The 20469-nt window shown below is 71.2% G+C and carries 24 protein-coding genes; 9 read left to right on the forward strand and 15 right to left on the reverse strand.

Annotated elements, in window-relative coordinates; all coding sequences use genetic code 11:
* Positions 1-35 precede the first annotated feature (35 nt).
* Together FHX45_RS01880 and FHX45_RS01885 are read right to left on the reverse strand one after the other, a co-directional pair.
* The gene (locus tag FHX45_RS01880) at positions 36-524 is read right to left on the reverse strand and encodes a DUF1990 family protein (RefSeq protein WP_167096303.1); all 489 of its coding nucleotides are present in this window, start codon (positions 522-524) and stop codon (positions 36-38) included.
* Positions 525-540: 16 nt separating this feature from the next.
* A complete protein-coding gene (locus tag FHX45_RS01885) occupies positions 541-876 on the reverse strand; it encodes a cupin domain-containing protein (protein WP_167096304.1) in 336 nt (111 codons plus the stop codon).
* 70 nt (positions 877-946) lie between these two features.
* Between FHX45_RS01885 and FHX45_RS01890 the strand changes: the two genes are divergently transcribed.
* Positions 947-1897, forward strand: a complete 951-nt coding sequence (locus FHX45_RS01890; RefSeq protein WP_167096305.1) for a GlxA family transcriptional regulator — start codon at positions 947-949, stop codon at positions 1895-1897.
* 4 nt (positions 1898-1901) lie between these two features.
* On the opposite strand, the gene FHX45_RS01895 is transcribed toward FHX45_RS01890, so the two are convergent.
* On the reverse strand, positions 1902-2243 hold the full coding sequence (locus FHX45_RS01895; protein WP_167096306.1) for a hypothetical protein: 342 nt from the start codon (positions 2241-2243) through the stop codon (positions 1902-1904).
* 195 nt (positions 2244-2438) lie between these two features.
* Between FHX45_RS01895 and FHX45_RS01900 the strand changes: the two genes are divergently transcribed.
* Positions 2439-2828 carry a VOC family protein gene (locus tag FHX45_RS01900; protein ID WP_167096307.1) on the forward strand — a complete coding sequence of 130 codons (390 nt, stop codon included), beginning with the start codon at positions 2439-2441 and terminating at the stop codon, positions 2826-2828.
* On the opposite strand, the gene FHX45_RS01905 is transcribed toward FHX45_RS01900, so the two are convergent.
* Both FHX45_RS01905 and FHX45_RS01910 read right to left on the reverse strand, forming a co-directional pair.
* Positions 2825-3973, reverse strand: coding sequence for an RNA polymerase sigma factor (locus FHX45_RS01905; RefSeq protein WP_167096308.1), 1149 nt, complete (start codon positions 3971-3973; stop codon positions 2825-2827). The two genes, FHX45_RS01900 and FHX45_RS01905, sit on opposite strands and share 4 nt — an antisense overlap.
* Positions 3970-4377: a YciI family protein gene (locus tag FHX45_RS01910; protein ID WP_167096309.1), complete on the reverse strand. Its 408-nt coding sequence runs from the start codon at positions 4375-4377 to the stop codon at positions 3970-3972. The genes FHX45_RS01905 and FHX45_RS01910 overlap by 4 nt, the downstream gene beginning before the upstream one ends.
* Before the next feature lie 198 nt (positions 4378-4575).
* Between FHX45_RS01910 and FHX45_RS01915 the strand changes: the two genes are divergently transcribed.
* The gene (locus FHX45_RS01915; RefSeq protein ID WP_167096310.1) at positions 4576-5559 is read left to right on the forward strand and encodes a GlxA family transcriptional regulator; all 984 of its coding nucleotides are present in this window, start codon (positions 4576-4578) and stop codon (positions 5557-5559) included.
* Between the two features lie 83 nt (positions 5560-5642).
* Positions 5643-6245, forward strand: a complete 603-nt coding sequence (locus FHX45_RS01920) for an isochorismatase family protein (RefSeq protein WP_167096311.1) — start codon at positions 5643-5645, stop codon at positions 6243-6245.
* A 104-nt stretch (positions 6246-6349) separates the two neighbouring features.
* Here the strand turns inward: FHX45_RS01920 and FHX45_RS01925 are convergent, their stop codons facing one another.
* Both FHX45_RS01925 and FHX45_RS01930 read right to left on the reverse strand, forming a co-directional pair.
* The gene (locus FHX45_RS01925) at positions 6350-6901 is read right to left on the reverse strand and encodes an MFS transporter (protein ID WP_167096312.1); all 552 of its coding nucleotides are present in this window, start codon (positions 6899-6901) and stop codon (positions 6350-6352) included.
* A 577-nt stretch (positions 6902-7478) separates the two neighbouring features.
* Positions 7479-8075, reverse strand: coding sequence for a TetR/AcrR family transcriptional regulator (locus FHX45_RS01930; protein WP_208405769.1), 597 nt, complete (start codon positions 8073-8075; stop codon positions 7479-7481).
* A gap of 97 nt (positions 8076-8172) precedes the next feature.
* Here FHX45_RS01930 and FHX45_RS01935 point away from each other — a divergent pair, with 97 nt between their 5' ends.
* Positions 8173-9252 (forward strand): Gfo/Idh/MocA family protein, encoded by a 1080-nt coding sequence (locus tag FHX45_RS01935; RefSeq protein WP_167096313.1) that lies wholly within the window; start codon positions 8173-8175, stop codon positions 9250-9252.
* 272 nt (positions 9253-9524) lie between these two features.
* On the opposite strand, the gene FHX45_RS01940 is transcribed toward FHX45_RS01935, so the two are convergent.
* Positions 9525-10037 carry a CGNR zinc finger domain-containing protein gene (locus tag FHX45_RS01940; protein WP_167096314.1) on the reverse strand — a complete coding sequence of 171 codons (513 nt, stop codon included), beginning with the start codon at positions 10035-10037 and terminating at the stop codon, positions 9525-9527.
* 63 nt (positions 10038-10100) lie between these two features.
* Here FHX45_RS01940 and FHX45_RS01945 point away from each other — a divergent pair, with 63 nt between their 5' ends.
* Positions 10101-10841 carry a DUF6196 family protein gene (locus FHX45_RS01945; RefSeq protein WP_167096315.1) on the forward strand — a complete coding sequence of 247 codons (741 nt, stop codon included), beginning with the start codon at positions 10101-10103 and terminating at the stop codon, positions 10839-10841.
* A gap of 309 nt (positions 10842-11150) precedes the next feature.
* On the opposite strand, the gene FHX45_RS01950 is transcribed toward FHX45_RS01945, so the two are convergent.
* From FHX45_RS01950 to FHX45_RS01965, 4 genes are all read right to left on the reverse strand, one after another.
* Positions 11151-13535, reverse strand: a complete 2385-nt coding sequence (locus FHX45_RS01950; protein WP_167096316.1) for an ATP-binding cassette domain-containing protein — start codon at positions 13533-13535, stop codon at positions 11151-11153.
* A 61-nt stretch (positions 13536-13596) separates the two neighbouring features.
* A complete protein-coding gene (locus FHX45_RS01955) occupies positions 13597-14004 on the reverse strand; it encodes a VOC family protein (RefSeq protein ID WP_167096317.1) in 408 nt (135 codons plus the stop codon).
* 10 nt (positions 14005-14014) lie between these two features.
* Positions 14015-14458: a helix-turn-helix domain-containing protein gene (locus tag FHX45_RS01960; RefSeq protein ID WP_167096318.1), complete on the reverse strand. Its 444-nt coding sequence runs from the start codon at positions 14456-14458 to the stop codon at positions 14015-14017.
* A 91-nt stretch (positions 14459-14549) separates the two neighbouring features.
* On the reverse strand, positions 14550-14927 hold the full coding sequence (locus FHX45_RS01965) for a hypothetical protein (protein WP_424923785.1): 378 nt from the start codon (positions 14925-14927) through the stop codon (positions 14550-14552).
* Between the two features lie 66 nt (positions 14928-14993).
* On the opposite strand from FHX45_RS01965, the gene FHX45_RS01970 reads away from it, so the two are divergent.
* The gene (locus FHX45_RS01970) at positions 14994-15779 is read left to right on the forward strand and encodes a glycerophosphodiester phosphodiesterase family protein (RefSeq protein ID WP_167096319.1); all 786 of its coding nucleotides are present in this window, start codon (positions 14994-14996) and stop codon (positions 15777-15779) included.
* A 9-nt stretch (positions 15780-15788) separates the two neighbouring features.
* Here FHX45_RS01970 and FHX45_RS01975 read toward each other — a convergent pair whose 3' ends face one another.
* Positions 15789-16472, reverse strand: coding sequence for a transglycosylase family protein (locus tag FHX45_RS01975; protein ID WP_167096320.1), 684 nt, complete (start codon positions 16470-16472; stop codon positions 15789-15791).
* A 229-nt stretch (positions 16473-16701) separates the two neighbouring features.
* Between FHX45_RS01975 and FHX45_RS01980 the strand changes: the two genes are divergently transcribed.
* A complete protein-coding gene (locus FHX45_RS01980; protein WP_167096321.1) occupies positions 16702-17457 on the forward strand; it encodes a thymidine kinase in 756 nt (251 codons plus the stop codon).
* A 228-nt stretch (positions 17458-17685) separates the two neighbouring features.
* A complete protein-coding gene (locus FHX45_RS01985) occupies positions 17686-18033 on the forward strand; it encodes an RNA polymerase-binding protein RbpA (protein WP_017982421.1) in 348 nt (115 codons plus the stop codon).
* A gap of 264 nt (positions 18034-18297) precedes the next feature.
* Here FHX45_RS01985 and FHX45_RS01990 read toward each other — a convergent pair whose 3' ends face one another.
* Positions 18298-18912, reverse strand: a complete 615-nt coding sequence (locus FHX45_RS01990; protein ID WP_167096322.1) for a DsbA family oxidoreductase — start codon at positions 18910-18912, stop codon at positions 18298-18300.
* 14 nt (positions 18913-18926) lie between these two features.
* Positions 18927-20468, reverse strand: coding sequence for an MFS transporter (locus FHX45_RS01995; protein WP_341771307.1), 1542 nt, complete (start codon positions 20466-20468; stop codon positions 18927-18929).
* Between the last annotated feature and the right edge of the window lies 1 nt (position 20469).

Here is a 20469-nt window from a genome sequence, read left to right on the forward strand (position 1 = left end):
CACCGTAACACCGCAGATGTCCGAGGACCGGCCGGTCACAGGGCCCGGAGGTAGCGGTTCGTCATCACGCCCTCGGCGAGGTGCGCCACCGGTCCGGCCAGCCGGGTGAGCAGCGATGCCGGCCGGGAGAAGGCGGTGATCCGGAAGGTGACGGTCCCGGCGAGCCCGAGCTCCACCACGAAGGCTTCCTCGCCCGATTCGGGATGTCCCGGCAGCGTCCCGTAGCCGAATCCGCGCCGCCGGTCCTCGTCCAGCACGTACACGACGCGGACCGGTGCGGTCATGCGCAGCGGGCGGGGTCCCAGCCGCAGGTGCGCGACCGCGCCCTCGGTGACGGTGCCGGCCGCGGTGTCCACCCGCAGCCCGGCGCGCTTCTGCACCTCCCAGTGCAGCAGCGCGTCCGCCGCCTCCTCGAACCGGTCCCGCCCCTGGCCGAGCACGCGGTGCCGCCGCAGGTGGCGGTAGCCCGCCGGCAGTGCGCCGCGGGTACCGCCCACCTCGGCGTAGGTGAACTCCGGAGGCATCACCCGACGATAACCCCTACCCCTCCGGGTAGAAGAGGAACAGCGTGCAGCCGCTGCTCGTCGCGGGCACGTGCCAGGTACCGGCGGGGGCGTGCAGGAACGTGCCGGCGGGGTAGTCGCGGGCTCCGTCGTTGAACACGCCCGACACCACGTAGACCTCCTCCGGGCCGGGTTCGTGGACATCGCGGCGGGGCCAGGACGAGCCCGCGTCCATCTCCAGGATGTTGGCGTGCGCGCCGTTCGTGCCCTTCCACAGTGGACGCAGCCGGATCCCGGGGAACACGTCGACGACGGGTGCTTCACTGACGGAGACGGAGGTGTAGCCCTCCTGGTCGAGGATTTCGGGATGCATAACCACACTGTGGCGCGGCCGGTCCGGCCGTCCCAGCGCCAGGAACGACACGATGGGGTACTTTCTTGCCATGCATCGCGTGGTGGCCCTGGTGCGCCCCGTCCAGTCGACGTTCGAGCTCGGCTGTGCCTCCGAGGTCTTCGGGCTGGTGCGGCGCGGCATCCCGCAGCACTACCGGTTCGACGTCTGCACCGAGAACCCCGGCCCGGTGGCCACCACCGCCGGCTACGCGATGCACGTGTCCCGCGGGCTGTCCGCGCTCGGGGACGCCGATACCGTCATCATCCCCGGCTGGTCCCCGGTGGAGGCACCGCTGTCCGGGCGAGTGCGCCGCGCGCTGCTGCGCGCACACGCCCGCGGGGCGCGGCTCGTCACGATCTGCGCCGGCGTGTTCGCCCTCGCGCGCACCGGGCTGCTCGACGGCCGCTCGGCGACCACCCACTGGGAGCGCGCCGACCAGCTGCAGCGTGAGTTCCCGCAGATCAAGGTCGAGCTGGACGTGCTCTACGTCGACCACGGCGACGTCGCCACCAGTGCCGGTGCCGGGGCGGGCGTCGACCTGTGCCTGCACCTCGTCCGCAAGGACCACGGCGCCGAGTACGCGGCCCTGATCGCGCGCCACATGGTGATGCCGCCGCACCGCGACGGCGGCCAGGCGCAGTTCGTGCCGCCCGCGCCGCCGGAGGACGACCTCGACGGGCTGCTGGAGTGGGCCGGCGAACGCCTCGGCACGCCGTTGTCGGTTGCGGATCTGGCCGCGCACCTCAACGTCTCGCCGCGCACGCTGGCCCGGCGCTTCGCCGAACAACTCGGCACCAGCCCCGGCGCCTGGCTGCTGGCGCGCCGGGTGGCCGAAGCCCGCCGCTTGCTGGAGGAGACCGAGCTGCCGGTGGAGGCCATCGCCGCCCGCGTCGGCCTCGTCTCCGCGGTCAACCTGCGCCGCCGCTTCCGTGACCACGTCGGCACCACCCCGGGCGCCTACCGGCAGGCGTTCCGGGTCGCGTTCCGCGCGGCGTCCTGACGCTCTACATCCGCTCGTCGCGGGGGAGGTGCGTGCTGTGCGCGTCGAACGCGCGCTGCCGTTCCCAGTCGCTCAGCAGGAACAGGAACGGACGGCCCGCGCACCGCGGGCACACCGTCGCGCACGCCACGTCGTAGCCGTCCGTCCGGGAGAACACCGACGTGACCACGCGCAGATCATCGGCGGCACCGCAGCCCTCGCACTGCGTGCCGAGCGGGCAGTCCCGGTGCCCGGCCAGGCTCTCCCGCGGCGGGTCGAAGGCGAGGTTGTCCAGGTCGTCGGCGTCCTGCCACACCGGACGGTGCTCGCGGAGGCGCCGCAGGCGGCTGCGGAGCTTGGTCACCATCGCGCTCGTCCCCTTCCCGCCGTCGTCACGTCCGGTCCCATGGTCGACCGGCCGGCGACCGGCGGCGGGCACAACACCCGGCCGTGCCGGCGAAACGACCTGACCGGGTGACCGCGGGACCAAATGCTCTGGCCCGGCTCAGGGCCCGTGGCTAGCGTCGGTTGTTCCCTCATCGGCCAACCGCAGGAGGCGGGAATGAGTGGCAAGATCGTGCACTTCGAGATCCCGTTCGACGACGGCGAGCGCGCTCGTGGCTTCTACCGCGAGGCGTTCGGGTGGAACGTGATGGTGATGCCCGAGATGGACTACACCATCGTCACCACGGGCCCCACCTCCGAGCAGGGCATGCCCACCGAGCCGGGGTTCATCAACGGCGGCATGTTCACCCGCGCCGAGTCCGCCCCGAAGAACCCGGTGCTCACGATCGACGTACCCGGCATCGACGCCGCGCTGGAGAAGATCGAACGGCTCGGTGGCTCGAAACTGGTCGGGCGCACCGAAATCCCGGGCATGGGCTACTACGCGTACTTCACCGACAGCGAGGGCAACGTCCTGGGCCTGTGGGAGAACAAGCCGCAGAGCTAGCCGCGCGCGTTGAGCCGGGCCGCCTGCCGCACGAGGTGGTCGCGCTCGGCCAGCGTGGGCGCCTGCCGCGCGGCCTCGGCGTAGAGCACGGCCGCCCGGCTCAGGTCGCCGTCCCGCTCGTGCAGGTACGCGGCCACCGCCGGGTATCGCGGCAGGCCCGGGTCGAGCTGGGCGAGCTCGGCGAGCCCGGCCCGGGCGCCGTCGGCCTCGCCGACCGCCACCGCCCGGTTGAGCCGGACGACCGGGCTGCCGGTCAGCCGCACCAGCTCGTCGTACCACTCGACGATCTGCACCCAGTCGGTCTCCGCCGCGGTCGGAGCGTCGGCGTGCAGGGCCGCGATCGCGGCCTGTGCCTGGAACTCACCCAGCTGATCCCGGGCGAGCGCCGCCTGCAGGATCTCGACACCCTCGGCGATCAGGCGTGTGTCCCAGCGGCCGCGGTCCTGCTCGGCCAGCGGCACCAGGCTCCCGTCGGGCGCGGTCCGGCTCGCCCGCCGCGCGTGGTGGAGCAGCATGAGAGCGAGCAACCCCGCCACCTCCGGATGGTCGATCACGGCCGCCAGCTGCCGGGTCAGCCGGATCGCCTCGGCCGCGAGGTCGACGTCGCCGGAATAGCCCTCATTGAACACCAGGTACAGCACCCGCAGCACGGTCGCGACGTCACCCGGCTGGTCGAACCGCACCCGGGACACGGTCCGCTTGGCGCGGCTGATCCGCTGCGCCATCGTCGCCTCGGGCACCAGGTACGCCTGCGCGATCTGACGGGTGGTGAGCCCGCCGACGGCCCGCAGCGTGAGGGCGACCGCGGACGAGGGCGTCAGTGACGGGTGCGCGCACAGGAAGTACAGGTGCAGGGTGTCGTCCACCGCGACGTGATCGGGCACCGGCTCGTCGGCGACGGCCTCCTCCCGCCGCCGTCGCGCGGCCTCCGCCCGGGTGGCGTCCAGGAACTTCCGCCACGCGACGGTGACCAGCCACCCTTTGGGGTCACGTGGCGGGTCGGCCGGCCACACCCGCAGCGCCTCGACCAGCGCGTCCTGCACGGCGTCCTCGGCGGCCGCGAACTCGGCTCCCCGGCGGACGAGGATCCCGAGCACACCGGGCGTGAGGCTGCGGAGCAGCGTCTCGTCCCTCGGCGTGGTCATTCGCCGAGGGTGGGCGGCTCGGTCAGGAGGGGACGCAGTTCGAGCCATTCGTGGATCGGCTTGCCGCCCGCGCCCGGTGCCGCGGACAGCTCACCGGCCAGTTCGACGGCGCGGTCGTAGCCGTCGACGTCGATCACCATCCAGCCCGCGATGAGGTCCTTGGTCTCGGCGAACGGGCCGTCGGTGACCGGCGGGCGGCCCTCGCCGTCGTAGCGGACCCAGGTGCCCTCCGGCGCCAGCGCCAGCTCGCCGGCGAACTCGCCGGTCGCCTCCAGGCGGTCGGCGAAGTCACGCATGTACTGCATGTGCGCGGAGAACTCGTCCCGCGTCCACCGGTCCATCGGCACGTTGTTGACCGGAGCCGGCGCGCCGCGGTAGTGCTTGAGCAACAGGTACTTGGCCATCGTGATCTCCGTGTTCTCCTCGATGCGGCCCGGCCCGGTGGTGGGCCGGTGTCACCGCGGGGACGGAGCCGGCGGCACGTTCTCGACATCCGCCGGGAGTGGTCCGGATGTTACCCGGGACGGCGACGCGGCACGGGTGTCCGGATCTGACAGAACCCGGTCATTGCCGCCATCGGCTCCGGCGGTCACGATGGATGCATGAGCCTCACCCGCCGCATCGTGATCGCGGTCTTCCCCGACGTCGACCTCCTCGACGTCACCGGCCCGGCCGAGGTGTTCGCGCTGGCCAACCGGGAGACCGGGGGCGCCGCGGGCTACCGCGTCCAGCTCGCCGGCCCGGTGGCCGGACCGGTCACCACCTCGGCCGGGGTGCGGCTGGTCACCGACCTCGCCTTCGCCGAGGTCGACGGCGCGGTCGACACGCTCATCGTGCCCGGCGCGGTGGACCCGCACCCGGACGGGCCGGTCGCCCGGATCGACCAGGACGTGGTGACCTGGGTGAAGGCCGCCGCCCCACTGGCCCGCCGGGTCGCCTCGGTGTGCGTGGGCGCGCACCTGCTGGCCGCGGCCGGGCTGCTGGACGGCCGCACCGCGACCACCCACTGGTCCACGGCGGCGCAACTGGCCGCCGACCACCCGTCCGTGCGCGTCGACCCCGATCCGATCTTCGTCCGGTCCGGCAACGTGTGGACCGGCGCCGGGATCAGCGCCTGCATGGATCTCGCGCTGGCGCTGGTGACCGAGGACCTGGGGGAGGAGGTCGCCCTGGCCGTGGCCCGCCAGCTGGTCGTCTACCTCAAACGGCAGGGCGGGCAGAGCCAGTTCTCGGTCCCGCTCAGCCGCCCGCCCTCGGCCCGGCGGGACATCGACGAGCTGCGGATGTTCATCGCCGACCACCTGGACGACGACCTGTCCAGCGCGGCGCTCGCTGCCCGCATGTGCCTGAGCGAGCGGCACTTCGCCCGCGTGTTCCGGCGCGAGACCGGCACCACCCCGGCCGCCTACGTCGAAGCGGCACGGGTGGAGGCGGCTCGCCGCCTGCTGGAGAGCACCGACGAGCCGCTGGACCGGATCGCCGCGGCCTGCGGGCTGGGCTCGGTGGAAACCCTGCACCGGGCGCTGCGCAAGCAGATCGGCACCACCCCGGCGGCCTACCGCCGCCGCTTCCGCACCACAGCCTGAACACCCCTGGTGTTCACCCCCGGGCGCGGCCCCCGCCGCGTCCGTGCTGTCCCGTTTTCCCGCAACCGAACAGGAGTTCCGTCATGCCCGTTTCCGCCACCCTGCGCGAGGTTTCCGGCCTCGGCACCGAGCTGCCGCGCCTCGCCGACGCCACGCTCATCATGATCGACTACCAGAACACCTACCGCACCGGTGTGATGACCCTGGAGGGAGCCGAACCCGCCGTCGCCGCCGGTGCCCGGCTGCTCGCCGCCGCCCGCGCCGCCGGCACGCCGGTCGTCCACGTCGTCAACGACGGCGGCCCCGGCACCCCGTACGACATCCGGGCCGAGATCGGTGCGATCAGCCCCGAGGTCGCCCCGCTCGACGGGGAACCGGTGGTGGTCAAGCAGGTCCCCAACGCCTTCCACGACACCACCCTGGAGAAGGTGCTGCGCGACCTGGGCGCCGGCCCGGACCTGGTGCTGGCCGGGTTCATGACCAACATGTGCGTTCTGTTCACCGCCCAGGGCGCCTTCAACCTCGGCTACCGGCCGACCGTCGTCGCCGAGGCCAGCGCCACGCGGTCCCTGCCGGCACCCGACGGAACGCCGGTGGCCGCCGACGCGCTGCACACCGCGGCGCTGACGACCATCGGCGACCTGTTCGGCACAGTCGCTCCCACGGTGGCCGACCTGACCGCCTGACCGGGCGCCGTGGTGGTGCGGCACCGGGCCGATGCCGCACCACCGCCTGCCGGGCTGCCCCAGTCCCAAGTGGACCCGGTCCCAGGTGCACCCCGCTGGGGGAATCAGCTGTGCGGTGCCGTTCCGGCCGGATCCTGCCGAGCAGTCGTGTGCTGCTGGTGCGGCGGGAACAGGAAGCACAGCAGGGCGGCGGTCACCAGAGCCATGGCGCACACCAGGAACGTGAACTGCATGGCGTGGACGAACCCGGTGGCGAACGTGTCGGCGGCGATGCGTTCGTACAGACCGGCCGTGGCCGGGTCGAGGCCGCCGGGCGACACGGGCGGACCGAAGTGGTGCGCGGCAGCGGCGCTGTCGCCGATGAACTGCCCGCGCAGATCTTCCGGTAGTTGCGCGGCGCGCTTCCCGGCCTCGCTGTGCAGGGCCGAGGAGAGGCGGGCCGACAGCAACACGCCCACCACGGCGGTGCCGAGGACGCCACCGATCTGCCGCGTGGTGCTGGAGACTCCGGACGCCGCCCCGGCGAGCCCGGGGCTGACACCGTCCATAGTGGCCTGCTGCAGCGGGGCGAACGTCGCACCGCTGGCCATCCCGATGATGACCAAGCCGGGCAGCAGGCTCCACGCGCTGCTGGTCGGCCTGGTAAGGGGCACCACCAGACCGGTCTAGCGCCGAGGCGATGGTGAAGGTGACGACGCCGATCACGTACAGCCGCCGGTATCCGAAGACGTCTCCCAGCCACCCGGTCGTGACCAGCAGCACCGAGAAGACGAGCAGGTACCCGTCGATCACCCACAACACCTCGTCGGAGGAGGCACCGATACTGCCCATCAGGGTGGGGATGGCGGTGGCGTGGCGGATCGTTCGGCGGATTTGCGTTCCGGCATTCCGGAGACCTCCCTGCGGGAGCCGTCTGCGGGGTGGTGACCGCGATCAGGCCGCCGGCGCAGCACACGGTCCGGGGCAGAGCCGCCGGAGCGCGGAGAGAACCACACGAGTGCATGCGCGTCACCACCCAGCTCCCTTGGCGGTCATCGATCACCGCCAGCGCCTGTGGCCCCGATCTTCAACACGGCACGTTCCTCTCCTCGGATGGGCAGCGGGTTCCCATCCGAGGAGAGTTGGCCACCCCTGAGGGCGGTGAGCCGCTACTGCGCCCTGACCCTGGGGCCCTGATGGTTCCGCGCGCACAGCAAGGGGCTTCGGGTGGGACGCGGCGGCGGTCCGAGGGTTTCAGTCCAGCAGGGCGCGCAGCGCCAGGTCGGCGATCTGCCGCAGCTCGTCGTGGCTGCGGCCAGCTGCCGCCTGGACGGCGATGCCGTCGGAGATCGTCTGGACGAGGGCCGCCAGGGCGGCCGGTTCATAGCGGGAGGGCAGATCCGTGGCCCGCTCCAGCCGCCTGCGCAGCGCTGCCTCACCCGCCTTCCGCACCGCGATGGCGTCTTGGCGCACGGTGTGCGCTTCGGGGCCGCGGGCGTGCACGCTGCTGACGCACAGGCAGCCCTGGGGCGTGTTCTGGCCCGCGGTCAGGCCCACGGCTCCGTGGATCAGCTGCTTGACGACCTCACGGCCGGTCGGCGCGTCCAGGGCGTCGGCAGTGTAGGCGCCGGGGCCGTCGAGGTAGCGGGCCAGGACCTTGGCGAACAGCTCCTCCTTGTTGCCGAAGGCGGCGTAGAGGCTGGGCTTGTTGATGCCCATCGCGGCGGTCAGGTCGGTGAGCGAAGTGCCCTCGTAGCCGTGCTGCCAGAACACCTCCAGCGCGCGGTCGAGCGCGGCGTCGGCGTCGAACGAGCGTGGACGTCCGCCGGGCATGCCGTCCTCCCTGATCATGGAACGAGTTTTATACCTATCGGTAGATTACCTCTTGCGCCCGCATCCCGCGCTGCTTTAGTTTCATACCGAAGGGTACATAATTAAGGGGTGTCACATGATCCGAGTCGGAGTTGTCGGGGCCAGCGGTTGGGCGGACGGCTCGCACCTGCCCGCACTCGCTGCGCTTGAAGCCTTCGAGGTGACCGCGGTCGCGACCACCAATCAGGCCAGCGCGGACCGGGCGGCCGCAGCGCATGGCGTCCGGCACGCCTTCGCCGACGCGGGTGAGCTCGTGGCGCACCCCGAGGTCGACCTGGTCGTCGTCTCGGTGAAGGCATCCGGACATGCCGCTGTGATCAAGGCCGCGCTCAAGGCCGGCAAGCACGTCGTGTCCGAGTGGCCGTTGGGTGTCGACGCCGACCAAGCGAGCGAGCTGGCCGAGGCCGCCGCGACCGCTGGCGTCGTCCACGCGGTCGTCCTCCAGGGGCACCACTCGCCGAGCGCCCGCTTCGCCGCCGACCTCCTGGCCGCTGGCCGGATCGGCACGCTCGAATCGGTCGCGCTGGTGGCGGAGGGCGCACCCTGGGGCGGCAGTCAAATCTCGCCGGAACTGGTGTTCGGCCTCGACCCCTCGGAGGGAACCAACATCCTGACCATCATGGCCGGTCACTTCCTGGCCACGCTCGAACGGGTCGCGGGCCCCTTGGCCGAGGTCTCGGCACGGCTGCCCCGGACGCACGACCACGTGCTGGTCTCCGGCACGGAGCGCACCGTACCCAATGCCACATCCAGCCACGTGCTGGTACACGGGTTGCTGGCCGGCGGCGCGACCGCATCCATCGCCGTGCACGGCGGCAACGGTCCCATCCAGGATGCGTTCCTGCTCAAGCTCGTCGGCAGTGACGCAACGCTGACCGCCACCCCGGCCCGGCCCGGGACGTACATTCACTGGGGCGACTGGGACATCAGAATCGGAGATGACGTCCTAGCCCTGCCCGGCACCTACCGCACCGTCCCCGCCGGCGTCCGGTCCGGCCCACCGGCCAACATCGCGGCCCTCTACCAGGAGGTCGCCCGGGCCATCGCCGAAGACCGGCAGCCACACCCCAGTTTCGAGACTGCGCTGCGCCACCACCGGCTCCTTGCCGCCATCGAACGCTCCGCGGCGGAGGGAATCGCCTCGAAAATCTCCTAACTCGCCCGGCACCGGCGAGGGCGGCTGTGCCCGGTCCGGGGCATTCACGTTCGTGGGTGGCGAGGCGGAATGCCCGAGGGTCACAAGCCGGGCACAGCCCGACACTCCGGCCGGACTCCGTCGTCGCGGTCAGCGTTCCGCGGGCCGTGGTGACCGCTCGTGGAGCCCGGTGCGGGGGAGACCCAGCTGAGCGGTGACCCCACGGGCGGGCGTCCAACGGCCGTGGTCTGCTCCTGCTGGCCTCCGGCGCCGCCCCTACCCGGGCACGATGCTCAACCGTGCCGCCGGGCGTGGGCGGCGACGCGGGCGCGGTTGCCGCAGATCCGGCTGTCGCACCAGCGGCGGTGCGCGCGGGCGGAGACGAAGACCTTGTGGCAGCCCTCGCCCTGGCAGCGTCGCAGCTGCTCGGCCTGCTGACCGAGGAGGAAATCGACGAGCGCCCGGCCGAGCAGGTGCTGCACGGCCTCCGGGCCGGTTCCGTCCAGTGCGACGCCGCCGGGCGCGGGCCGTATCAGGAAGCCGGCAGGGGAGAGGCCGGGACCGGTGGCGAGGTCGAGTTCCGCCGCCGGTGGCGGCTCGCCGGCCGCGATGCGGTGCAGGACGAGCTGGGTGGCGTCCCGGCGTGCGAGGACGTCCGGCAGATGGTCCGACCGCAGCTCGGCCGCGCAAGCGGCCAGGACGGGCCACGGCCGGGCCCAGGCGCGGAACCGCTCGAGGGTCGCGATGCGGTCCCGCTCCCGGGAGGACCGGGTGTTGGCGAACGCCAGGGCCAGGGGCTCGGCCATGGTCCGGACTCTAGCAAACTAATGGGTTGACTCATTAGTTCTCCTCGTGCCAGGCTGCCACTCATGGTGTCGATCTCCCGGGAAGCGGGCGCCCAGACCGAAGCCCGGCTGCGCGGGGTGTTCCGCACGTCCGCCATCGAGTGGCTGGACGGAGCGTGGACCTTCGTCGAAGGCGCCGACGCGGCCCGTCGCGCGGACGCGATCGCGCTCATCCGCGACGAGGGGCGGCCGAGCGCCCTCTGTCCGGCCACCGGCGTCGGGGAGCGGTTCGCCGTGTTCCGCGTGGTGCTCCCACGCGGTGCCGACGACAGCGGGTTCGTCGGCTGGCTGGCGTCCCGGGTCAAGGCGTCGACCGGGAGCGGGTTGTTCGTGATCTGCGGGCAGGACAGCGACCGTGGCGGGATCTTCGACTACTACGGGGTTCCCGAACCCGCGGCTGGGGAGGTCCGGCAGGTGCTCGATCGCCTGTCGCGCACCGAGGGCCTCGACGGCGTCGTGTTGCGCACCGTGGCGACGGCGGACAACTCCGCCCTGGGCCCGGAGACCGTGTTCTGCTTCGAGCAGCGCGATGACGCGATCACCGCGCGCTACGGCGGCGGCGGTATCACCGACGGCTGGCTGGCCGGCACCGTCGACGGCGCACAGGTCCGGTTCCACTACCTGCAGGTGCAGGCCGACGGAACCGTCGACAGCGGCCGGTCGGCGGGCGAGGTGACCCGGCTGCCCGACGGGCGGTGGAGCCTCACCGAACACTTCACGTGGGCGAGCCGGAAGGGCAGCGGCACCAACCGCTTCGAGGAGTAGGCCGCCGCCCTACTTGACATAATGTGCATTATCGGCGCATCGGTCAGACGACCTGGCGGCGGCCTTGGACCCCGGAAAGCCGCTGGTAGCCGGCGGATCGGTAGGTAGCGACCGCGCCCACATTCGCAGCGCGGCCTGCCGGCGCGGATGACCGTTCCGGCGGGCTTGACGGCGAGCACCCGTCCAGCCCGGCTCCTGGCCCGCACGACGTGCCGCACGGCCGGAATCAGCCTCGCCCGCCGCAGCGAGGTCGCCCGATCGTCGGTTTTCCGGGTGGCCCAGGCCACCCGGAAAACGTCACGTGACGTTTCAGCTGACGTAGGCGGCGAGGTGCTCACCGGTCAGCGTGGCGCGCGCGGAGACCAGGTCGGCCGGTGTTCCTTCGAACACGATCCGGCCGCCGTCGTGGCCGGCGCCGGGTCCGAGGTCGATGATCCAGTCCGCGTGGGCCATCACCGCCTGGTGGTGCTCGATCACGATGACCGATTTGCCCGAGTCCACCAGCCGGTCCAGCAACGCCAGCAGCTGCTCGACGTCGGCCAGGTGCAGACCCGTCGTCGGCTCGTCGAGGACGTACACCCCGCCCTTCTCCCCCATGTGGGTGGCCAGCTTCAGCCGCTGCCGCTCACCACCGGACAGCGTCGTCAGCGGCTGGCCCAGCGTCAGGTACCCGAGCCCGACGTCCGCCAGATGGGTGAGGATCTTGTGGGCCGCCGGCACCTTCGCCTCGCCGTCACCGAAGAACGCCTGTGCCTCGGCGACCGGCATGGCGAGCACCTCGCTGATGTCCCGGCCGCCGAGCTTGTACTCCAGCACCTCGGCCTGGAACCGCTTGCCCTCGCACTCTTCGCAGGTGGTGGCCACGCCCGCCATCATCGCCAGGTCGGTGTAGATGACGCCGGCGCCGTTGCAGGCCGGGCAGGCCCCCTCGGAGTTCGCGCTGAACAACGCCGGCTTGACGCCGTTGGCCTTGGCGAACGCCTTGCGGATCGGCTCGAGCAGCCCGGTGTAGGTCGCCGGGTTGCTGCGCCGCGACCCCTTGATCGTGCCCTGGTCGACCGTCACCACGCCGTCCCGGCCGGACACCGACCCGTGGATCAGCGAGCTCTTGCCCGAACCGGCGACGCCGGTGACGACGACCAGCACGCCGAGCGGGATGTCCACGTCGACGTCGCGCAGGTTGTGGGTGTTCGCGCCCCGGATCTCCAGCTTCCCGGTCGGCGTGCGCACCGAAGGCTTGAGCGTGGCGCGGTCGTCGAGGTGCCGTCCGGTGAGGGTGCCGCTGGCGCGCAGCCCCTCGACCGTGCCCTCGTACACCACCTGACCGCCCCCGCTGCCCGCGCCCGGGCCGAGGTCGACGACGTGATCGGCGATCCCGATGGTTTCCGGCTTGTGCTCGACGACCAGGACGGTGTTGCCCTTGTCGCGCAGTTGCAGCAGCAGGTTGTTCATCCGCTGGATGTCGTGCGGGTGCAGCCCGATGCTCGGTTCGTCGAACACGTAGGTCACGTCGGTGAGCGACGATCCGAGGTGGCGGATCATCTTGGTGCGCTGCGCCTCACCGCCGGAGAGTGTCCCGGATGGACGGTCCAGGCTGAGGTAGCCGAGCCCGATCTCGACGAACGAGTCGAGGGTGTGCTGCAGCGACGCCAGCAGCGGGGCGACCGACGGTTCGTCCAGGCCCTTGACCCATTCGGCGAGGTCGCTGATCTGCATGGCGCAGGCGTCGGCGATGCTGATGCCGTCGATCTTGGAGGAGCGGGCCTCGGCGGTGAGGCGGGTGCCCTCGCACTCGGGGCAGGTGGCGAAGGTGACCGCGCGCTCGACGAAGGCGCGGATGTGCGGCTGCAGCGCGTCGGCGTCCTTGGACAGCATCGACTTCTGGATCTTCGGAACCAAGCCCTCGTAGGTGAGGTTGATGCCGTCCACCTTGATCTTGGTGGGTTCCTTGTAGAGCAGGTCGGTCAGTTCGCGCTTGGTGAACTTGCGGATCGGCTTGTCCGGGTCGAAGAAGCCACAGCCGGTGAAGATGCGGCCGTACCAGCCGTCCATGCTGTAGCCGGGGATCTTGAGCGCGCCGTCGTTGAGCGATTTGCTGTCGTCGTAGAGCTGGGTCAGGTCGATGTCGGAGACCCGGCCCATGCCCTCGCAACGCAGGCACATGCCGCCGGTGATGGTGAAGCTGCGGCGCTCCTTCACGGTCCGGCCGCCGCGTTCGGTGGTGACCGCGCCCGCGCCGCTGATCGAGGCGACGTTGAAGGAGAACGCCTGGGGTGAGCCGATGTGCGGCTCGCCGAGGCGGCTGAACAGGATGCGCAGCATCGCGTTGGCGTCGGTGGCGGTGCCGACGGTGGACCGCGGGTTGGCGCCCATCCGTTCCTGGTCGACGATGATCGCGGTGGTCAGCCCGTCGAGGACGTCGACGTCGGGCCTGCCGAGGGTCGGCATGAAGCCCTGCACGAAGGCGCTGTAGGTCTCGTTGATCAGCCGCTGCGACTCCGCCGCGATCGTGCCGAACACCAGCGAGCTCTTGCCCGAACCCGACACGCCGGTGAACACCGTCAGCCGCCGCTTGGGCAGCTCGACGCTGACGTCCTTGAGGTTGTTCTCACGGGCGCCGTGCACGCGGATCAGGTCGTGGCTGTCGGCGGCGTGGGACGCGGGCCGGGTGCCGGCCTTCGCGGCCTTGGTCATCGGGACTCCCTGTCAGGTCGGGCGCTGGTGGCGGCGGGCGGGCCACCACCAGCGTCGCGGGTCAGCGCAGTTCCTGGATGCGGATCATGTTGCCCGCCGGGTCGCGGAAGGCGCAGTCGCGCACCCCGTAGGGCTGCTCGGTCGGCTCCTGGACGACCTCGGCGTCGGTGGCCTGCAGCCGCTCGAAGGTGCCGTCGAGGTCCTTGGAGGCGAGCAGCAGCGAGCCGAAGGTGCCCTTGGCCATCATCTCGGTGATGGCCTTGCGTTCGTCGTCGGTCAGGCCGGGTGTGGCTTCCGGCGGGTACAGCACGATGGAGGTGTTCTGGCCGGGCGGGCCGACGGTGATCCAGTGCATGCCGTTGAAGCCGACGTCGTTGCGCACCTCGAAGCCGAGGACGTCGCGGTAGAAGGCGATGGCGGTGTCGTGGTCGTTGTGCGGCAGGAAGCTCGAGTGAATGGTGATGTCCATACCGGTCACACTATTTCCGGGCGGGCGGCCACGCTTCTCGATTCCTGATCGGTCTGGTGACCTGCTTCGCGACGCACGGGGGCATGCCGGCGGTGGCGTTCGCGGCCTGGGCGCGGTAGGCGCTGGGTGGCATGCCGACCAGCTCGGTGAAGCGGGTGCTGAAGGTGCCCAGGGACGAGGAGCCGACGGCGAAGCAGACCTCGGTGACACTCAGGTCGCCGCGGCGCAGCAGTGCCATGGCCCGTTCGATGCGGCGGGTCATCAGGTAGGAGTAGGGCGACTCGCCGAAGGCCCGTTTGAACTCCCGGCTGAGGTGCCCGGCGGACATGTTCACGCCGCGGGCGAGCGCTTCGACGTCCAGCGGCTGCGCGTACTCCCGGTCGATGCGGTCGCGCACGCGGCGCAGCAGGGCGAGGTCGCGCAGCCGCGCTGCTCCGGCGGAACTAGCGGTCACCCGCGGAATCGTGCCACACCGGTCGCCGCGGCGGCACGGGTTCGCGGCAACCACCACCCCGCGCTACCCGCCGTGACGGCCGGCGCCGGGGTCAGCGCAGCCGTTCCAGCTCGCGGGCGGCCTCGGCCAGTTCGAGGGCCATCCGGCGGAGCTCGCCGCCGTCGGCTCCGTCGTCGGCGGCGGTGACCACGTCCTCGGCGGCGCAGCGCAGCTGGAACAGGCGGTCCTGCAGTGCGGTCAGCTCGGCGTCGGACAGCACGACGGCGTTCTCGGGCAGCCCACCGCGCTGGACGGCGAGGCGCCGTTCATAGGCTCGCTGCCGGCAGGACTGGCCGCAGTAGCGCCGCCGCCGGCCGGTGCTCCCCTGCTCGATCCGCCGGCCACACCACCCGCAGTGCAGGACGGCGGCCTGCCGCCGGTGCGGCGGCACGTCACGGGACGTCGCGACCTGGTCCACCTGTGCGCTCACGCAGCAGACCCTAACCGGCCACCCCGAACTCATGCCGCGGCCACGCCGATACCGCAGACTGGTGGGGTGCAGATCAACCACCCGTACCTGAGCGGCACCCGGCCTCGCGCGTTCGCCCACCGCGGGTGGCACCTGGACGACCTCGACGGGCTGGAGAACTCACTGCCGTCCTTCCAGCGCGCGGCCGCCGAGGGCTACGCCTACGTGGAGACCGACGTGCACACCACCGCCGACGGCGTGGTCGTGGTGCACCACGACGCCCTGCTCGACCGCACCACCGACCGGCACGGTCCGATCGCCAAGCAGACGTGGTCGGCGGTGCGGCAGGCCAAGATCGGTGGCCGCACCCCGGTGCCCCGGCTGGAGGACGTGCTGGAAGAACTCCCCGAGATCCGGTTCAACATCGACGTCAAGACCAGCCGGGCGATCGTGCCGTTCGTGCGCGCCATCGAGCGGATGGGCGCCTTCGACCGGGTCGCGGCGGCGGCGTTCTCCGATGCGCGGCTGGCGGCGATCCGCAAGCTGGCCGGCCCGAAGCTGATCACGTCGATGGGCCCGCGGTCGGCCGCGGTGCTGTGGGCCCGCGGCTGGCTGCCGTGGGTGCGACGGGACTTCCGGCAGCGGGGTGAGATGGCCCAGGTGCCGTCCCGGCAGGGCGCGATGACGGTCATCGACACCAGGTTCGTGCGCAGCGCCGAGCGCGCCGGTGCCGAGGTGCACGCGTGGACGATCAACAACCGGGCTCACATGGAACGGCTGCTCGACCTGGGCGTGCACGGCATCGTGACCGACCGGCCGGACGTGCTGCGCGAGGTGCTGGCCGCGCGGGGCGCGTGGCCGCCCGCCAAGTAGCGGCGGCCGTCACCGCGGCCGGGTGCCCGACCAGGCGGCTTTCCACGTCTTGGGGCCCAGGCGCCCGGAGTCGTTGATGCCGTTGGCGCGTTGCAGGTCGAGCACGGCCTGGCGGGTCTTGTCGTAGTAGCAGCCGGTGCCGGTGAAGCCGTAGCCGAAGGCGTTCATGCGCAGCTGGAAGACCTTCAGTGCCTCGGCGCAGTCGCCGTAGGCGTAGACGACGCCGGGCCAGGCGGGCACCGCGACGGGCACTGCGACGGGCGCCGGGGCCGGGGCGTGGCCGCCGCCGATGTAGGCGCTCTCGGCGTAGGTGGGCACCCGCTTGCTGCGGGCGTCCTTGTCCTCGCGCAGGCCGAGCATGCCGGCGCACTCCCAGGGCTGCCAGCCGCGCATCCGGTAGAGGTACAGCGCGCGGTAGTCCTGCTCGACGGGGGCGGCGAGGTCGGGGCGGCCCTGGCCGCCGACGCTGCGCCAGGTGGGCAGGTCGAACTGGTAGGCGCCGTAGTAGCCGTTGCCGGTGTTTGTCGTGTAGCGGTTGCTGGATTCGCACATGCGCAGCTTCAGCCAGGTCGCGGCGCTCGGGTCGGCGCCCGCGGGTGTGGCGGCGACCAGCTCGGCACCCAGTGCCAGGAGCACCGCGAGCACGAGTCCGGCTCCCCCGCGGGCCGAGGGTCTCCATCGGTGCCTGCTCATGCCCGCACAGTAAGTTCGCACCTCATTGATCACAACTTTCACAGCAAACCCAGCAGAATCACATGTACCACCCACCGGCGGCTGCCGCGACACGCTGGCGGACCTGCGGGAGATGCGGGAGAACCGGACAGATCGCACTACTCCCCCGTGATCGGTAGCCGTGGCTGGACCTGCGCTGTTTTCACCCGATCAAGGGAGCTCCGGACGTGGCTGGATAGGGTCGTCCGTCGTGACCACCCTTGGTGATTCCGACCCGGACCCGACCGACGCCCTGTCCCCACTGCCCTCGCGCAACGCGACGGGCACGCCGGTGCGGGGCAGGCTGCGGTTCTGCTACGGCCCGATGGACTGCGGGAAGTCCACGCTGGCGCTGCAGATCGACCACAACCACGCGCGGCAGGGACGGCGCGGGTTGCTGCTGGTGCGCCACGACCGCTCGGGTGAGCCGCGGATCAGCAGCCGGATCGGGATCACGCGCCGGGCGACCGAGGTGGGCGAGGACACCGACCTGCGTCAGCTGATCCGCCATCAGTGGGTCGCCGGGCGGCACCTGGACTACCTGATCGTGGACGAGGCGCAGTTCCTGTCCGCGGCGCAGGTCGAGCAGCTGGCCGAGCTGGCGGACGAGGTGGCGCTGGACGTGTACTGCTTCGGCATCGCCACCGATTTCCGCAGCCGGCTGTTCCCCGGGGCGCGGCGGTTGTTCGAACTGGCCGACGAGCTGCAGCCGGTGCAGGTGGAGGTGCTGTGCTGGTGTGGCGCGCCGGGCCGGTTCAACGCCCGGGTGGCCGGCGGTGAGGTCCTCCGCGAGGGGGACACGGTGGCCGTCGCCGATACCTTTTCGGGGGTAGTTGAAAAGACAAATTCGCCACCCTCGGATACGGAACCGGCTACTATCCGTTATCAAGTACTATGTCGCCGCCATTTCCGGCTGGGCGATCTGGGGCCGGCAGCAGCCCGGCACGGGCAGCTGCGGCTGACCTGAACGGCTCAGCCGCTCCCCCGCATGGGGGAATATGCCCAGAAGAACGCGCCATCCGCGTCACGTCGCGCCGCGAATCCCCTCCCAACAGAGGAAGCTGTTGCCGAGGGGTGAGCCAGCTCATCGTGAGCGACGACATGGTGCGATGGGAATTCCCAGTTGCCAGAATCCGTTGCATAGGGTGAGCATCACCCTGGCTCTAGACCCGGAGCCGACTGAAAGGACGTCATCATGGCCGACCGTGTTCTCCGTGGAAGCCGGCTGGGAGCGGTCAGCTACGAGACCGACCGCAATCACGATCTGGCCCCGCGCCGTACGGTGCGGTACGCGTGTCCGAAGAACCACGAGTTCGAGGTGCCCTTCTCCGACGACGCCGAGATCCCCTCGGTGTGGGAGTGCCGCCTGCACGGCAGCGAGTCCGAGATCGTCGATGGCGCGCAGCCCGAGCAGAAGAAGGTCAAGCCGCCGCGTACGCACTGGGACATGCTGCTCGAGCGGCGGAGCATTCCCGAGCTCGAGGAACTGCTGAACGAGCGTCTCGCTGAGCTGAAGGGACGGCGTACGTCGAAGTCGGCGTAACGCTTCGACCCTCCCACGACCGAAGGCCCCCGTGTCCTCCCGCCACGGGGGCCTTCCGCTGTCCGCGGGCGGCCTCCCGGCGCCTACGGTCGCGTGCTCAGCCGCTGCCGGGTCGTGGCGGTGGCGATCCCGGGGGTTGACGAGCATCGGAACGAAATCGGCGCTGGCGGACCGATGGGGCTGACGTGGCCGATGCGTGGGGTCTGATCAATCTTCAGTTCGGTGCGGTAGTGCGCGGTCCAACCCGAACGAGCTCACAGCCATTCAGCGTTCGCCCCTCAGAAGCCTGGTCAGCGCCGCGACATCCTGGATTGCCGACGCCCGTATGCCTGTTTCGACCACGAGCGTGGGTACGCCACGGATGCCGCGTTCGTCAGCTCGGCGTTCGTCAGCGCGGACGGCGTCGGCGAACGCGTCGCTGTGCAGGAGTTTGCCGGTCTGCGTGGGATCCAGTCCGGCTTCGGTGGCAAGGGTCTGCAGCACATCGGGGTCGGCGATGTTGCGTCCTTCGGTGTGATAGCCGTGCATGAGTCGTTCGAGGACTTGATCGGCCAGGCCGCACGAGGCAGCCAGCTGGACCAGCCGATGGGCGTCGAAGGAGTTGACCGGCCTGGCCTTGTCCAGATTCAGCGTCAGGCCCTCGGCGGCGCCCAGGACCTGGATCCGGGCGACGCGGGCGGCGGCCTGCGCGCGGTCGGGCTGGTGGGCGCTGATGACTTCGGCCGCTGTTGGCCCGGGAACCGACGAGCCCTCCGGGTCGAGCTCGCGGCTGCGCCAGAGGAGCTCGGCTCCGGGAGCGCCGCGCAGTGCAGCGGTGAGCCGTCGCTTTCCGATGTAGCACCAGGGACACAAGACATCGAAGTAGACCTCGGCTCGCATTGACGGTGCTCCCTTCATTCGGTGTGGGCGGAAGGGGTCCCGTCCCGCTGCGCGGGTTCGCGGCAGAACGTGATGGTCAGGATGGCGAGGACCGCCAGGAGCGGGATGAGGATGATCGCGTGAATGTGCAGGCTGTGCGCGAAGGCGTCCCGAGCGGCCTCGGTCAACGTGACGCCTAGCTCATGGGGAAGACGGCTCGCCACCTCCAGTGCGGCCGGCAGCGTTTCGCGGGCGGTCGTCACGATGTCGGTGGGGACGTCCGCGGGCAGGTGCTCGGTCAGGTGACGCCCGTAGACGGCGGTGGCCACACTGCCCAGCACGGCGATGCCGAGAGCACCGCCGAGTTCCGCGCCGGTCTCGGAGATCGCCGACGCGGCTCCGGCGCGTTCGGGCGGCGCGGAGTTCAAGATCAGGCCGCTTCCCAGGGACATGAACGGCGTCAGCCCGGCGAACAGCACGACCGAGCCGCCCACCAGGACCAGCGGGCCCCGGTTCACCTGGGTGAGCAGGACCGGGCCGAGGATCGCCAGGGCCGCTCCGGCGCTCATCAGCACGGCGGGCCGGAAACGTACGGCGAGGCCGGAGACCACCAGAGCAGTCACGGTGCTGAACACCGCCGAGGGCAGTTGCCACAATCCGGCCTGCAGGGGGCTGAAGCCGAGGACCAGTTGCAGGTACTGCGAGGTGAGCAGGCTCGTCCCGAACAGCAGGAACCCCACCAGCGTCATGCCACCGGCCGCCACGGCGAAGGCGGGCACGTGGAAGAGACCGAGATCCAGGAACGGGACGGACAGCTGCCGCTGGCGGCGTGCGAAGAACACTCCCGCCAGCACCCCCACCGCCAGCGTGCCGAGACCCGGCAGGCTCAAGCCCTGCACGGCGAGCTCCTTGATCGCGTACACGGCCACCAGCGGCGTCACCAGTGACAGCGCGACGCTGGCGGCGTCCGGCCGTGCCGCGCCGGAGCGGGGTGTCTCGGGCAGCAGGAACGGTGCGCAGACCAGCAGTACCACCATGGTCGGGACGGCGGTCAGGAACATCGAGCCCCACCAGAAGTACTCCAGGAGCACTCCGCCGATCAGCGGGCCGAGCGCCCCGCCGCCCATGAAGCTCAGCATCCAGATCGTGATGGCGAGGGTGCGCTGCCGCTCATCGCGGAACATCGTGCGAATCAGCGACAGCGAGGAGGGTGCCAGGCATGCGGCGGCGATCCCCTGAACGGCGCGCGCCGCGACGAGCCATGCGGCTCCGGGCGCGAAGGCGGCCAGGACCGAGGCGATGGTGAAGGCCACCGCGCCGGCCACCAGGACACGGCGGTGTCCGAGCCGGTCGCCGAGTGTTCCCAGGGTGACGAGGAAACCGGCGACCATGAAGCCGTAGACATCGATGATCCACAGCAGTTGCGGGCCCGTCGGGTCCAGGTCCGCGCTGAGGCCGGGCAGTGCCAGGTAAAGCATCGACATGTTCATCATGACCAGCACGGCCGGAACGCCCAGTACGGCTAGTGCGATCCATTCACGGCGCCCGGCGGTGGCCGTCGGCTGAGGAGCGGGCACG

Source organism: Amycolatopsis granulosa (assembly GCF_011758745.1).
Lineage (GTDB): Bacteria > Actinomycetota > Actinomycetes > Mycobacteriales > Pseudonocardiaceae > Amycolatopsis_E > Amycolatopsis_E granulosa.

Bases quoted from the DNA above. Each gene is read 5' to 3' on its own strand.
- FHX45_RS01950 (WP_167096316.1), bottom strand. From the start codon at position 13,535: ATGACCAAGGCCGCGAAGGCCGGCACCCGGCCCGCGTCCCACGCCGCC.
- FHX45_RS01930 (WP_208405769.1), bottom strand. From the start codon at position 8,075: ATGATCAGGGAGGACGGCATGCCCGGCGGACGTCCACGCTCGTTCGAC.
- FHX45_RS01955 (WP_167096317.1), bottom strand. From the start codon at position 14,004: ATGGACATCACCATTCACTCGAGCTTCCTGCCGCACAACGACCACGAC.
- FHX45_RS01880 (WP_167096303.1), bottom strand. From the start codon at position 524: ATGCCTCCGGAGTTCACCTACGCCGAGGTGGGCGGTACCCGCGGCGCA.
- FHX45_RS01890 (WP_167096305.1), top strand. From the start codon at position 947: ATGCATCGCGTGGTGGCCCTGGTGCGCCCCGTCCAGTCGACGTTCGAG.
- FHX45_RS01935 (WP_167096313.1), top strand. From the start codon at position 8,173: ATGATCCGAGTCGGAGTTGTCGGGGCCAGCGGTTGGGCGGACGGCTCG.
- FHX45_RS01910 (WP_167096309.1), bottom strand. From the start codon at position 4,377: ATGGCCAAGTACCTGTTGCTCAAGCACTACCGCGGCGCGCCGGCTCCG.
- FHX45_RS01905 (WP_167096308.1), bottom strand. From the start codon at position 3,973: ATGACCACGCCGAGGGACGAGACGCTGCTCCGCAGCCTCACGCCCGGT.
- FHX45_RS01940 (WP_167096314.1), bottom strand. From the start codon at position 10,037: ATGGCCGAGCCCCTGGCCCTGGCGTTCGCCAACACCCGGTCCTCCCGG.
- FHX45_RS01975 (WP_167096320.1), bottom strand. From the start codon at position 16,472: ATGAGCAGGCACCGATGGAGACCCTCGGCCCGCGGGGGAGCCGGACTC.
- FHX45_RS01885 (WP_167096304.1), bottom strand. From the start codon at position 876: ATGCATCCCGAAATCCTCGACCAGGAGGGCTACACCTCCGTCTCCGTC.
- FHX45_RS01990 (WP_167096322.1), bottom strand. From the start codon at position 18,912: ATGCGAGCCGAGGTCTACTTCGATGTCTTGTGTCCCTGGTGCTACATC.
- FHX45_RS01915 (WP_167096310.1), top strand. From the start codon at position 4,576: ATGAGCCTCACCCGCCGCATCGTGATCGCGGTCTTCCCCGACGTCGAC.
- FHX45_RS01945 (WP_167096315.1), top strand. From the start codon at position 10,101: ATGGTGTCGATCTCCCGGGAAGCGGGCGCCCAGACCGAAGCCCGGCTG.
- FHX45_RS01985 (WP_017982421.1), top strand. From the start codon at position 17,686: ATGGCCGACCGTGTTCTCCGTGGAAGCCGGCTGGGAGCGGTCAGCTAC.
- FHX45_RS01895 (WP_167096306.1), bottom strand. From the start codon at position 2,243: ATGGTGACCAAGCTCCGCAGCCGCCTGCGGCGCCTCCGCGAGCACCGT.
- FHX45_RS01900 (WP_167096307.1), top strand. From the start codon at position 2,439: ATGAGTGGCAAGATCGTGCACTTCGAGATCCCGTTCGACGACGGCGAG.
- FHX45_RS01920 (WP_167096311.1), top strand. From the start codon at position 5,643: ATGCCCGTTTCCGCCACCCTGCGCGAGGTTTCCGGCCTCGGCACCGAG.